This is a genomic window from Paenibacillus provencensis, assembly GCF_042678545.1.
GTDB lineage: Bacteria > Bacillota > Bacilli > Paenibacillales > Paenibacillaceae > Paenibacillus > Paenibacillus provencensis.
The window spans coordinates 316,350-330,286 of sequence record NZ_JBHTKX010000003.1 but is presented as its reverse complement, the minus strand read 5'-3'; the positions used below and the strand labels follow the sequence as shown (position 1 = coordinate 330,286).

13 protein-coding genes are annotated in these 13,937 nt (G+C 47.0%); 3 read left to right on the top strand and 10 right to left on the bottom strand.

The genetic code is table 11. The annotated features are described in order from the left end of the window. Positions 1–102 precede the first annotated feature (102 nt). On the top strand, positions 103–480 hold the full coding sequence (locus ACFQ3J_RS20225; protein WP_091159680.1) for an ArsR/SmtB family transcription factor: 378 nt from the start codon (positions 103–105) through the stop codon (positions 478–480). 163 nt (positions 481–643) lie between these two features. Here ACFQ3J_RS20225 and ACFQ3J_RS20220 read toward each other — a convergent pair whose 3' ends face one another. Then, the gene (locus ACFQ3J_RS20220; RefSeq protein WP_251583838.1) at positions 644–1,804 is read right to left on the bottom strand and encodes an AI-2E family transporter; all 1,161 of its coding nucleotides are present in this window, start codon (positions 1,802–1,804) and stop codon (positions 644–646) included. Between the two features lie 682 nt (positions 1,805–2,486). Between ACFQ3J_RS20220 and ACFQ3J_RS20215 the strand changes: the two genes are divergently transcribed. Further along, entirely contained in the window at positions 2,487–3,767 is a 1,281-nt protein-coding gene (locus ACFQ3J_RS20215; protein WP_091159677.1) for an ammonium transporter, read from the top strand. 321 nt (positions 3,768–4,088) lie between these two features. Then, positions 4,089–4,574: a CarD family transcriptional regulator gene (locus ACFQ3J_RS20210; protein WP_251583837.1), complete on the top strand. Its 486-nt coding sequence runs from the start codon at positions 4,089–4,091 to the stop codon at positions 4,572–4,574. 61 nt (positions 4,575–4,635) lie between these two features. Here ACFQ3J_RS20210 and ACFQ3J_RS20205 read toward each other — a convergent pair whose 3' ends face one another. The 9 genes from ACFQ3J_RS20205 to ACFQ3J_RS20165 form a co-directional block, all read right to left on the bottom strand. Next, positions 4,636–5,619: a Gfo/Idh/MocA family protein gene (locus tag ACFQ3J_RS20205; protein ID WP_251583836.1), complete on the bottom strand. Its 984-nt coding sequence runs from the start codon at positions 5,617–5,619 to the stop codon at positions 4,636–4,638. Positions 5,620–5,773: 154 nt separating this feature from the next. Beyond that, positions 5,774–6,085 carry an ArsR/SmtB family transcription factor gene (locus ACFQ3J_RS20200; RefSeq protein WP_091159673.1) on the bottom strand — a complete coding sequence of 104 codons (312 nt, stop codon included), beginning with the start codon at positions 6,083–6,085 and terminating at the stop codon, positions 5,774–5,776. A gap of 57 nt (positions 6,086–6,142) precedes the next feature. After that, complete coding sequence (locus ACFQ3J_RS20195; RefSeq protein WP_251583835.1) at positions 6,143–7,276, bottom strand: phosphotransferase; 1,134 nt, start codon at positions 7,274–7,276, stop codon at positions 6,143–6,145. Positions 7,277–7,435: 159 nt separating this feature from the next. After that, positions 7,436–8,515, bottom strand: coding sequence for a copper resistance D family protein (locus ACFQ3J_RS20190; protein ID WP_251583834.1), 1,080 nt, complete (start codon positions 8,513–8,515; stop codon positions 7,436–7,438). Between the two features lie 2 nt (positions 8,516–8,517). Beyond that, positions 8,518–9,132, bottom strand: coding sequence for a copper resistance CopC family protein (locus ACFQ3J_RS20185; protein WP_251583833.1), 615 nt, complete (start codon positions 9,130–9,132; stop codon positions 8,518–8,520). 330 nt (positions 9,133–9,462) lie between these two features. Next, positions 9,463–11,076 carry a gamma-glutamyltransferase family protein gene (locus tag ACFQ3J_RS20180; RefSeq protein WP_251583832.1) on the bottom strand — a complete coding sequence of 538 codons (1,614 nt, stop codon included), beginning with the start codon at positions 11,074–11,076 and terminating at the stop codon, positions 9,463–9,465. Positions 11,077–11,103: 27 nt separating this feature from the next. Next, positions 11,104–12,117: an ABC transporter ATP-binding protein gene (locus tag ACFQ3J_RS20175; RefSeq protein ID WP_251583831.1), complete on the bottom strand. Its 1,014-nt coding sequence runs from the start codon at positions 12,115–12,117 to the stop codon at positions 11,104–11,106. A 1-nt stretch (position 12,118) separates the two neighbouring features. Beyond that, complete coding sequence (locus ACFQ3J_RS20170) at positions 12,119–13,087, bottom strand: ABC transporter ATP-binding protein (RefSeq protein WP_091159663.1); 969 nt, start codon at positions 13,085–13,087, stop codon at positions 12,119–12,121. A gap of 19 nt (positions 13,088–13,106) precedes the next feature. Beyond that, positions 13,107–13,937, bottom strand: a complete 831-nt coding sequence (locus ACFQ3J_RS20165; RefSeq protein ID WP_251583830.1) for an ABC transporter permease — start codon at positions 13,935–13,937, stop codon at positions 13,107–13,109.

Sequence of the window (13,937 nt, the reverse complement as noted above, 5' to 3'; positions counted from 1 at the left end):
ACGAGCCAAAAAGAAGTCAATCTTTTGTGTTCTTAAAATTTATCTTTATGCACACCACCTCATTTTGGCTATAATAGAGCTATTAAAGAGGCGGTGATATACATGAAAGAACAAAAAGCAATCCCTGTCGTCGAGGAATGCGAGCCTACCTGCTTCGGAACCGAGGCACAGCTTGATCTGACGAAGATGTCCCTGATAGATAAACCAACTTCTGTTCAAATGGCGGATTGGTTCAAGGCTTTCAGTGACCCAACACGTCTTCGGATAATAGATGCACTTCTACAGCGCGAATTATGCGTTCATGACCTGACTGTACTGCTTGAGATGGGCCAATCTGCTATCTCTCATCAGCTGCGTTCTCTGCGCAACATGCGTATTGTCAAGCGTCGCAAGGAGGGCAAGACGGTTTACTATTCCCTGGATGACGGACATATCGAGCAAATTTTTATCCAGACACTTCAGCATATTAAACATGAATAAAGTTAATTTCATCACGCCTTTAGCTGCGATGTGTTATGAAATTGATTCAATAGTATGTAAAAAGAACACAGCAAAAAAAGCGCTCAGTGGAATCAGGCTGCATAGCCCTGATATCCTGAGCGCTTTACGTTTTATAAAACGTATTTCCCATTTTCTCAATTCGTTATCGTTTGGAGCTGTCTTCTCGATTCTCCGGATCATACAGGCCCGATTGGTCCTTAAACCAGTTAAAGAGATGGGTGAAGACCACCTTCAGCACGGCGTAACCTGGTACCGCTAGCAGAATGCCGACCACTCCAAACAGATTGCCTGCTGTCAGAATAACGAAGATAATCGTAATCGGATGAACCTTAAGCGATTTACCCATAATCTGAGGTGAAATAAATTTACCTTCAACGAGCTGTACAATCGTCCATACCGCAATCATCTTGAGCAGCATGATCGGCGAAGTCACCGCCGCTACGATCAGAGCAGGCGTGATGGCAATAGCTGGACCGAGATAAGGTACAATTGCGGTACAAGCAGCAATGACCGCGAGTATCAATGCATAATCAAGTCCGATGATGATGTAGCCGATGTATAGCAGAACACCGATACAGAAGCTGACAATAATCTGACCGCGGATATAAGAGCTGATCTGATGATTAGATTCAGAGAGCACTCGGGAAGTGCTTCCGCGGATATTCGTAGGCAAGAAAGACAGCAAATAGCTAGGGAGCTTCTTCCCGTCCTTCAGCAAGTAGAACAGAATGAAAGGTACCGTGATGATCGCGAGAATGGTTTCTGTCAATACACCCAGGAAGCCTCCAATCCCCGTAACCGTCGAATCTACAATGGTGCTCACTCGCTCGGACAGACTTCCCACAATATCATTGAAATTAATGCGGAGGGTCTGCTCAACCTGCGTTAAGTAACCTGTACCTATAAATTGTTCAAATTGAAGCACAACATTCTCGTAATAAACAGGGAAGTTTCTAACCAGATCTGTGATCTGCTGACGAACGACCGGTATGACCGCCAGAACAACAATAGTAATAATTGCGGCGATCAGCAGATATAAAATAAGTATAGAGTATACGCGCTTCACTCTGCGTCTCTCAAGAATATCCACAATAGGATTAAGCAGATAATATACAACACCCGTTAATATGATGGGCAGTATAATCGTCTTGAGCAAAACTTCAATCGGGAGAAAAATAAAAGATATTTTGCTGAACACCATGACATTCAGCCCAACTAATAAAACAACCAGCAGGAACAACACGAATTTATTGTTAAGAAAAAATCTCTTGAACCTGTCTGGCCACACCTTCTCTTGTTCCATGCAGCCGCATCCCTCTCTAACTGTATAAAAGCTCCAACCCTTCCTACATACATTCTACTGAAAATAACGTAACAATAATACGGTCATCTCCAATTTTCGTTTCAATAATTCTTTAAGCCCTGCTTCATGTTAACTATTCTATCAATTACTCCTCCTCATTACTACTTCAATACCATTCTATAAACGCTAACCAAAGTAGGGATTATACAGTGTATTCGCATGTCATTCTTACTAACTAGGTGATAAAGTGCAAATGAATATGCAAATTTTATGAAAAAAGAAGAAAATTCAAAAGATCTTATGTTAGATATATTGACAACAAGTGCTTTTGCACCTAAAATACGGTCAGAGCCTTTAAATAAGGAACCTTAAATCTTCTGAGATTCATTGGTAACTAACTGGCTGGTTGATCAATAATGTTTCATACTCTGCTTCATCTTTTTGTAGAATACGTAAACGTTCTGATCCAGGCGAGTACAGGTTGTCCGTGTCTCAACGGCCAAGTCATTACCTTTGCAGCTGAATAGAGTGATTTCACGAAACAAGGTTATTTCGACACTCAGCTCTATTCTGAAGCGACTAGGCTATTTCGAAGGTTGTGATTTACAGATTAAGGTTGAAGTAACGGATGTTAAGAAGTAAGAAGGGGCGCATCACACATCATACACAAGGAGTGAATCAGATGGAAATCGGAATTAACAGCATATGGGTAATGCTAGGAGCTATTCTTGTACTGTTCATGCAAGGCGGATTTATCTTGCTCGAAGCAGGATCGACTCGGATGAAGAATGCCGGGCACGTCGCAGGTAAAACGATCTTTACAGTAGGTATTGTGTCCGTAGTATTCTGGGCAGTAGGATATGCACTTATTTTTGGTGGTCAAGGTAATTCTTTAATCGGCTGGGGAGATTACTTCTTCTTTAATGAACCGGAGGTTCCGGCTGACAGCACCGTAGCACCAACCGTTATGTTCATCTTCCAATTGGCTTTTGCAGCAGTCTCAATGTCCATCGCATGGGGCGGCTTCGCAGAGAGAGCTAAGCTTTCCGCTTACTTGATCTTTGCAGCACTGTTCTCAATCCTTGTATATCCGGTTATCGCTCACTGGATCTGGGGCGGCGGCTGGCTCGCAGATCACGGGGATCAAGACTTCGCCGGATCTACCGTTGTCCATTTGACGGGTGCTTGTGCGGCGCTTGCAGCCACACTTCTGCTCAAACCACGTATCGGTAAATATAATAAAGATCGCAAACCTCTCAATATGCCTGGTCATAACCAAGTCTTCACTACACTCGGTGTTATGATTCTGTGGGTAGGCTGGTTTGGATTTAACGCAGGCAGTACGATTACAGTTGAAGATGGAAACTTCTTCGGTTATGTCGCTATCAATACTCAGCTCGGCGCAGCAGCCGGTGCGGTAGCCGCTCTTCTGATCGCTTGGGCTGTTATGGGTAAAGCGGATGTATCCATGATGCTGAACGGTACTCTTGCTGGTCTCGTTGCTATTACTGCATCTTGTGCTTATGTAGATTCTTGGGCAGCGATTGTGATCGGTCTTATCGCTGGTGTCCTCGTATTCTTCAGTATCCGTATGTTTGAGAACCTTGGCATCGACGATCCCATTGCAGCACTTTCCGCTCATGGTACGGCAGGGATCTGGGGAACACTCTCCACTGGTTTCTTCGCAACGCCAGAGCTCGTTGAGAAGCTGGGTGTTGGTAATGCGGGTCTCTTCTACGGCGGCGGCTTCGGTCAGCTAGGCGTTCAAGCTATGGGCGTTATCGCTTGTGGACTATACGCTTTCATCGTATCCTATGCAATTCTCTGGGTAATGAAGAAAACGATCGGAATTCGTGTATCGGAAGAGGAAGAATTGATCGGTCTGGATATGAGTGAGCACGGAACTTACGGTTATCCAGAGCAGTTGTCCGTAGAGAACAACAAAACAAACGCAACACTTTAAATTTAGATAAGTTATAGCAGTATCCAATCCGGGCCCAGGTCGAATATGACCTGGGCCCGGATTTTTATTAAGTTAAATATGCTCAGCTATAGTCTCCCGTCATTTTCCTGCGCCATCAAGAAAACATAGCTATGCTATAATAGAAACAGAGATGCCTCGGTATTCTTTAAATTAAGCTCCAAGTCTCAAGCAAAGTTGTTGGAGGATAAGATAATCATCGATCTTAATCGCGCCTAGCTGCCGTTACGATTATGATTGTTGATGCTTTCACTCCATTAAAAGTTAACATCTTTAGATCTTAGAGAAAAGGGGCCTTTATTTATGTATCAAGTGGGAGATATTGTTTTTTATCCAATGTACGGCGCAGGTTTTATTCATTCTTTAGAAGAGAAAGAATTTCTCGGTGAGAAACAGTGGTATTTTGAGGTTCACATTGACCACCCTTTAATGAATGTAAGCATACCTGTAGCGAAAATAGATTCACTCGGAATTCGCTGCATCAGTGATGAAGCAACATTGATGCTGGCTAAAGCTATTTTCCAAGAAGAATGCGAAGAGATCCCCTCGAATCCGAACACAAGGCAACAAATGATGCTCGGCAAACTGAAAACCGGAGACATTTGTATGGAGATTCAAGTTATCCGTGATCTAAGCAAACTGATGACTCGCAAAACTTTGGGATGGACGGACAAAAACATGCTGAACAATGCCCGAAAGCTCGTGATCAGCGAGCTCATTTATGCTCGGAATGTTTCACCAGAGCAAGCAACGGAGTTACTTAACGATTCTCTTGTTGCTCTAAATTAAGATTAACCCGGCAACGCAGAGGATGCTCGCGTTCCGGGTTTTTTGGTTTAACAGTCTATCCTCAGCGATCAGCGGGATAAACGAGTCCAATCTGCTTGCGGACTGTATCCATAATCTCCATTGTTATGCTGGAATGCTGGTGAGAATTATTCGCCGATTCCAGTTCACCGCTGCGAATGAGCCTGATAAACTCTGCCGCTTCATACTTCATGGCGGGTGCATCATCTGGACCCGATATTTGCAAGGAGTCACCATTTCTATATCGTACGGTTACCGCTCCGGGTACATTAATATGATCAATGATCATGCTGCCCTCTTCACCTTGGATCTCCGAGGGCAAATAGGAATTGGTGATCTTCGAATAGCTGATCACACCCTCCATGTCTTTGTATTGAAGCACGATGCTGCCTTCGCCATCTACTCCCGATTCCAGCATAACACTCGTCGCTTTGACATTCTCCGGCTGTCCGAACAATACCACCATGGGATAGATGCAGTAGATCCCAATATCCATTAGTGAGCCATTTGAGAACTCAGGCTTGAATGCATTCTGAATATCCCCTTGCTTGTAGGCATCATAGCGAGATGAATACTGACAGTAGTTCACTATATATTTACGTACTTGTCCAAGCTTGAGAATATGCTCCTGCATCGCCTTGAACCCTGGCATAAGCGTTGATTTCATAGCTTCCATAAGCACAACCTTGTTGGCCTTAGCCGCAGTAATCATATCTGCAAGCTCTTTGCTGTTTGATGCCACCGGCTTCTCACACAAAATATGCTTACCGTGCTGCATCAAGAGAACCGCCTGCTTACTGTGATACGAATTCGGACTTGCTATGTATACCGCATCCAGCACGTCGCTTTGAGCCATTTCTTCAAGATCGGTAAATATATGCTCCGCACCATACTGTTCAGCGAATTCCCGTCCTCTCTCCTCTGTACGCGAATAGACTGCTGTCAGCTTAAAATCAGGAAGAGTCGATGCCGCTTCAATAAATTGAACCGTGATCTTATTCGTTCCGATAATTCCAAAACGCACCATGTTACCTCACATCCTCTCTTTATCCGGCCCATTATAACATATTTTCGTGAAAGGATAGAATTCGTCATTTTCGTAATTCTCCATATTAAAAATGCAACCGCAGAAATCTATATATCGAAAATTCTAGATTATATAGAACGAAGAACTCCTTTCTTTATAAGTTGTTTGTCAGCTCTTCACAAAATTGTTTAATGACATCTTCATTGCGTCTATAATACGTCCACTGTCCCACTCGTTCCGATATGAGCAGCCCGGCCTTCTGCATTGCAAGGAGATAGCTTGATATAACAGATTGCGCAAGTCCGGCCTTCGCTTGAATATCGCCAACACATACACCCTTTGATACATCTCCGTTAGGCGGACGATGATACTTCTCACCGAAATGCATTTCCGGGTTCTTAAGCCACTCCAGAATCTCCCGACGCGTCTCATTCGATAACACTTTATGAATCGTTATAGGTTCCATGAATATAATTATATCTGCTCTCATTCATTTGTAAACAAGAGGAGAGGTTGTCTAATATTACGGTATGTAACCTCTGAGTGATTCTGCCTCACTAGCCATTTCCATATGAATCGTAATGATCTCCCCAAGCTGGAATATTCTCTGATATGTCTCGGAATCCAAACCTGACTTCTGACGAGCAATTAAGGAGAAGTACTGAGGCACCTCCCACAAGCTTCTTAAGGATGTACTTAAACAATAACCATACCTCGCCCATCGTTCATCTCCCTGCCAGTCTACATCACGCATACCACCCAGGTACGCATCAAATAGAAACTCTCGATATACCCTATATTCCTTCACTGGAATAGCACCCAGGCTCATACTAACGCCAAACATCTTACCGAGGTCCTCTCCTGTTCCGGAAATACTCATGAATTGCCAATCGATCAGTGAGAGATGATGATCAGTTAAGAACATATTCATAGGGCTTAAATCTTGATGAGCTAACACACGCGGCAGGCGCTTCAAGGAATCTAGATGGTAATCGAGATGATCTGTAAGCTTCTGAAACCAAGTCCAAATCTGCTTCTGACGAGCTGTCTGAATGTACTGCCTATATGTATCAGGTGCTGGTGCATACTGCCTGCTGGCTGTTGTCCATGATCCAAGCCAGCTTCTGCATAGCCATGACTGATCTGGCAATTCTCTTGATCCCGCCAAGTAAGCTGCATTAAATCTGCCCAGCAGCCTGGCAACGTATTCAAACTGGGCTTGGGATGAAGGCGGTGTGCCTTCGAGGTATTCCATCCAGATCCATATGGTTCCATCCTTCTGTTCTTCAACGAAGTATCCTTTGGGGGCATAGATCTCATCAGGAAGTGAGCTGAGCAGCTCCGCTTCATAGATGAGAGCTTCTCTGCGCCAGTAATTGTGATGCTGGGGATTATCCTTTTCCGAGCTGGCTTGCTGAATCACCTTTAATACGAGTGACCATGCATGCACAGTGTGATTAATCATAGCTGAACCATGCAAATGATATATTCCACCCGTCGTGAAATTCGGAGTCTTATAACCGAACTCTTCACATCTAACAGAAGCAATTTCAATTTGTTCGTTTGCGTAGCTGCGGATCAGGCACATATGCAGCTGTTCAAGCTTGTCCTCTATCGGCAAGACGGTATCATTATGTATATTGATTGATCTTTGCAACCCTAACTGCCTCCTCTTTGTCGAGCGTTGAAGCATTATATTCTTCTGTTCCTCCTCAATTCCTTCATAAAAAAACCCCTTTCGTTCAACAGTGTTATTCATCTCATGGATGTACACCTGTTTCTGACGAAAAGGGCTGCTGATTGTTTCTTTTGATTTTTATTGCACACATAGCATAACTGCGGCATAGCCGCTCAATACAAATACAAGTCCTGCAATCAGGGAGCTGCCCGGTCTTAATCTATTCCCTCGGAACGAGTATACGATGTATCCAAGGCTGAGCAGCGCGATTACCACGGGGATGATGGCCCAAGCGGTAAAGCTCATGGATAGAGGAAGACTCGCCTCCGGATGCAGCAGTGTAAACATAGCTGACGGCTCATTGTATTTAAGCGTCTCCGCCACTTCATGCGGAGGTGCCTGCAGCTTCATAAATGCCGTGAAGCCAAAGACGAGAAGCACAATAATGGCTTCCGCTCTAAGCCAAGGGATTGGATTAAAGCCAGGGTTCGACTTTAATTTGTGCTTATAGATGAATCCGTTGCAAAAACCGAACACGATCAGCGGAATGAACAGCAGATGCTTCATTAGCAGCGCTTGACCATAGGATAGCATCCAGGAGTTCACATACTCCGGCGTCGTGTATGACATGGTCATGAGACCGGAGACCAGGATCATGAGCACACCGCCAATGGCTACAGGTGTGTACCACTTCAGGAATGCCGTCCAGTTCCTCGCCTCTTGCGTAAACCAGGCGATCACAAGCAGAACACCAACCCATACCGCTACACCGAGCATATGCAGAAACTGTATTGCCGCTCCTGCTAGCCCCGCAATCGCTCCCAGATGGCTGGACCATCCGAAGATGGCAATGATACAAATCGTAATCAGTACCGATGGATACAGCACCTTATTCTCCTGCAGCGAGTTCTTGAACAACAGAAATTGAAGCAGAAGCAGGATACATAATCCGACGACAATTAAATAGGCTCTGCCCTCTTTGAAAGTAAACAATACAGTCGATATCGCTTGACCATAACCGATGCTTGGCCCAAATCTTACAATAATCTGCAGGAGAGGAGCAGACGCGAGCAGGATGATGCCAACGATACTCAAATTTACTGTCCAGCGCGGAATCTCTACCAGCGGCTTAGAGCCTGCCGGTGCAAGCTGCACCAGTAGGCTCCCCATTAGAAATGCATAGCAGATATATAATAGTCCATCGCTCAGGAAAGACATGTTTATTTTTTACCTCTCTTACGCATCGCTACATAAACGCCCGCAATAACGATGACCACTACGATAGCGATCCAGATGCCTGTATTGTTTCCACCGGATGCGGTCTCAGGCTGTGCTGCCTCTGTAGTATTCTCAGCTGCTTCCCCTGCGGGAGCCTCCGTACTTGTATCCGCTGCAGGCTCCTCTGTACCTTGTTCATCGTTAGATACAGGAGTATCTCCGTTATTCTCATCTGCAGGCGGTGTGTCTGCTTCCGGCGCTGTCTCAGGTGTATTTACGGTAAAAGCAACGCTGCCTTTGACCTCATGGCCATCTTCCCCGATTATCGTCCAGTTCGCTGTGTAATTGCCATTCGCAAATGGAGCACTAGCTGCTCCTGTAAGCACATTCCCTTCGACTTCAGTAGAAGCCAGTTCTACCTTGTCACCATTCTCACTTACGACTTCTACCGTACTCAGCTGCTCAATCGGTCCTTCGAATGTCAGCTGAACCTCTGTCAGCTCTGCAGTGACTTCTTCCCCATCGGCAGGCAATGAGCTTTCAAGATGCGTATGCGCAAACGCCGCTCCTGGCATCAGCAGTAGGAATAGGACTAGCATTAAAACGACTTTTTTCATAATTATCGTTCCTTTCTGTGTTGAGTATTCAATGGATGGACCTTATGTACATCAGCATAACTTAAATGACTTGAAATGTTGAATAGCCCACTCGGGCCATTCAAGACAGCAATGTGGGACCAATTATCTCAAAATTTGAACAAAATGCAACAGATTCATCCTACTGATATATATTAGACAAGTTTAACCTATACCCATCCTTTACTCGCCAAAAAAACCTTAACCGAATGAAGTATTCATCGGGTTAAGGTTTAATTCAGTAAAATGATTTATGAAATGGATTCAAATATTAAATATATACAGCAGTTCTATATATAGAAGAAAAAATAATTACCAAGCTGCAATGGTGCCATCTGTACGGTAATCCGTACCTCCTACAAGCACTCCATTTTCGTTGTCCCGCACAATAATTTGTCCTCGGCCAAAGCCGCCTGTACTGTTCGCCCGTCGGATATCATGACCTTTTCTAGCCAGACTGAGCGCAATATGATCCGGGAAGTTTGGTTCAACCTCCACCGTCTTGCCTTCGATCCACTGCCAGCGAGGTGCATCCAGTGCAGACTGCGGGTTCAGATTAAAGTCAATCATGTTCATCACAACCTGCAAATGACCCTGCGGCTGCATGAATCCACCCATGACACCAAACGGTCCGACCGGCTTGCCATCTTTCGTCAGGAAGCCTGGAATAATGGTATGGTAGGATTTTTTGCCGCCTTCGAGCCGGTTGGCATGCGTCTCATCCAGTGAGAAGGAATGTCCGCGGTTCTGCAGACCGATTCCTGTACCTGGAACTACAACACCGGAGCCGAAGCCCATGTAGTTGCTCTGGATGAAGGAGATCATATTGCCTTCGCCATCCGCAGCGGCCAGATAGACGGTACCGCTTCTCGCTGGATTACCCGGCTCCGGCTGAATCGCCTCTTCACCGATCAGCGCTCTCCTGTCTGCAGCATAAGCATCGGACAGCAGCTCCTCTATGGTCACGCTCATTTTGTCGGGCTGGGTAATGTAGTTCAGCCCATCCGTAAAGGCCAGCTTCATCGCCTCCATCTGCAGATGATGAGTGTCCACGGTATCACGTGCAGTGAACTCATCCTTCTTCAGCATGTTAAGCGCAAGCAAAGCGACAAGCCCTTGGCCGTTCGGCGGAATCTCCCATACGTCATAGCCTTTGTAGTTCACAGAGATCGGATCTACCCATTCTGGATAATAAGCAGCCAAATCCTCTTTACGAAGGAAACCGCCATGCTCGCGGGAGAAGGCATCGATCTGATCGGCAATTTCTCCCCGGTAGAAGGATTCTGCTCCTGTCTCCGCAATAGCGCGAAGGGTCTTCGCATGTCCAGGCGATTTCCAGATCTCTCCGATCTCTGGAGCTCTTCCTTCCGGCGCAAAGGTCTCAAACCACCCTGCATATTCAGAACCAGTCAGCTTCTCCTTGAACTTGGTATAAGCTAAATTCCAATAATATCCGAGTGTTGGTGACAGCGGAAATCCGTTCTCCGCATAATCAATGGCAGGCTGCAGCACTTCGGCCAGCGGCAGCTTGCCGAAACGGTCAGATAATGCCTTCCATGCCGATGGCGTACCAGGGACGGTGACCGGAAGCCAGCCGTAGGTCGGCATCTTGTCATGTCCCTGTTCCTTCACTGCCTCAATGGAAATACCCGCAGGTGAAGGTCCGCTTGCATTCAAGCCATGCAGCTCGCCTTTGGTCCAGACAATGGCAAATGCATCTCCGCCGATTCCATTCGAAGTGGGTTCAACAACGGTAAGACAGGCTGCTGTTGCAATAGCTGCATCAATCGCATTGCCTCCACGCTTCAGGATGTCGAGCCCTGCCTGTGCGGCGAGCGGCTGTGAGGTAGCCACCATTCCGTTCTTTGCGTAGGTTGCATTGCGCTGGGATGTATATGGGTAGGATAATGGGTCGAACGTCTTCATGGATGATTTCCCCCTTGATAGATTGAACTAGTGTACAACACCTTGAGACTCCTTGGCCCGCAGGCTCTCGAGTATTTGCTCTGCATAATGACAGGACACCTGATGCCCTGCGCCAATATCTCTTAGCTGTGGCGCTGTTGTCTTACATTCTTCTGTCGAAAAGCGGCAGCGCGGATGGAACGTACAGCCTGACGGCGGATTTGCCGGACTCGGCAAGTCGCCAGTCAGCAGGATACGCTCTCTCTTCAGCCTTGGATTCGCCTGTGGCACCGCAGATAAGAGTGCCTGGGTATACGGATGGCTCGGATTTGCAAACAAGCTCCGCTTATCTGCAATCTCTACAATTCGGCCAAGATACATAACGGCGACCCGGTCGCATAAATGCTTGACGACGGACAGATCGTGAGAGATAAACATCAGGGTAAGGTCAAAATCCTGTTTCAAGCTCTTGAGCAGATTCAGCACCTGTGATTGAATGGAAACGTCCAGAGCCGATACCGGCTCATCGGCAATAATCAGCTTCGGATTCAGCACAAGTGCCCGAGCGATCCCGATCCGCTGGCGCTGTCCGCCGGAGAAGTCATGCGGATGACGGTCCAGGTGTTCCTTTTTCAAACCGACGATCTCAATAATCTTCTCCACCGTCTCATTCCGTTCCTTTGCTGTACCTATCTTGTGGACCGCTAAGGATTCGAGCAAAATTTTACGGATCGTCTTTCGCGGATTGAGCGAGGCGAACGGGTCCTGGAACACCATCTGGATATCCCGTCTTGTCTTACGCATCTCTTCTTTGCCCAGCTTCGCGAGGTCCTTGCCGCCGAAGATAACTTCCCCTTCTGTCGGCTCGTTCAATCTCATAATGGTTCTGCCGGTCGTTGATTTACCGCAGCCGGATTCCCCTACGATGCCAAGCGTTTCCCCGGGATAGACTTCAAGGTCTATTCCATCAACGGCGCGGACATGTCCGACGACTTTATTGAAGGCTCCTGCATGAATTGGAAAGTGCTGCTTGAGACCTTTCACACGTAATATTGGTTCCATCTTACTCATCCCCTTCCGCATACAGCCAGCAGCGGCACTTCTGTCCGTCCAGCTTGAACAGTGAAGGCTCCTGCTCCTGACAGATCGGCATCACCTTGCTGCATCTTGGAGCAAAGCGGCAGCCCTTCGGCATCTCATGTGCCAGCGGAACTGAGCCCGGAATGGTCTCCAGGAACTCCACCTCTTCCGTCAGTTCTGGAATAGAATTCATCAGACCAATCGTGTACGGATGCTTCGGATTCTCGAACAGCTCAAATTTCTCCGCTTCTTCCACGACCTGTCCCGCATACATGACGATAACCCGGTCGCACATCTCAGCTACCACACCTAGATCATGTGTGATAAGCATGATGGAGGTATTCGTTTCTGTCTTCACTTTCTGCATCAGCTCCAGGATCTGTGCCTGAATCGTTACGTCAAGCGCCGTCGTAGGCTCGTCCGCAATAATCAGCTTCGGCTCACAGGACATCGCCATGGCAATCATCACCCGCTGCCGCATCCCGCCCGAGAGCTGATGAGGGTACTCGCCGTAGATTTCTTCTGCACGCGGCATACCGACGGCCTTCAGCATTTCAATTGCCCGTTCTTTGGCTTCCTTCTTCGATACCTTCCGGTGCAGCAGCACGGCCTCCTCGATCTGATGACCGACAGTTTGAAGCGGATTAAGCGATGTCATCGGCTCCTGAAAAATCATCGCGATATCGTTACCCCGGATCTTCTGCATTTGTTTCTCCGAAATATCCAGCAGGTTGTTTCCTTTGAATAAAATTTGTCCTTCTGAGGCTCCATTACCTGCCAGGAGCCGCATGATGGACAAGCTCGTCACGCTCTTGCCGCAGCCGGATTCGCCCACGACGCCAAGCGTTTCTCCTTCATTTATGGAGAAGTCCACGCCATCAACGACCGCGACTTGTCCATAATCAGTCTTAAACCGCGTTCTTAGCTGTTGTACATCTAATATAGTTGTCATGGTTTACGGACCCCCCTTTCTATTTCCTTGCGCGCGGATTAAGGAACTGCTGCAATCCATCGCCAAGCAAGTTAAATCCAAGTACAACAACGAAGATCGCCAGACCCGGATACAATGTTGCGTAAGGCGCTACACTCATCAGGCTTTGCGCCTGATTCAACATACTTCCCCATGATGGCGTCGGCGGCTGCACACCCAGTCCCAGATAAGACAGGGAAGCTTCGGCCAGAATTCCGCTCGCCATCGTCAAGGTCGCCTGAATAATGATGGGTCCCAGCGCATTGGGTAAAATATGACCGAAGATGATCCGCCCGTCCTTCGCACCCACCGATTTGGCTGCATGCACATACTCCATGTTGCGGAGGCTAAGCACCTGTCCTCTTGTGATCCGTACAAAGGTAGGGGCAAAGCCGATACCAATCGCCAGCATCGCATTACCGAAGCCAGCTCCAAGGACCGCCGAGAGTGCAAGTGCCAGAATGAGAAACGGAAAGGCTTGAAACGAATCGACAATCCGCATCACGACCCACTCGTCCCAGAACCCCCGGTAATAACCGGTGAGCAGTCCGATCGGTACCCCGATGCAGACGGCAATCGCTACAGACATCAGCGCTGCTTTGATGGAGATTTGCGCTCCGTATACGACGCGGGAGAAGATGTCCCGGCCAAGATCATCCGTACCGAACAGATGCTCACTGCTTGGCTCTTGCAGAATTTTGTTATAGTCCTGCATATTTGGATCGTAAGGAGCAATAGAGCTCGCAAATAAGGCTGTTAGGATAAGAATAAGGATAATGACTGTACCTAGGACACCAAGTCCGGATTTAAAGAACTTTTTGAACTTTTTCAT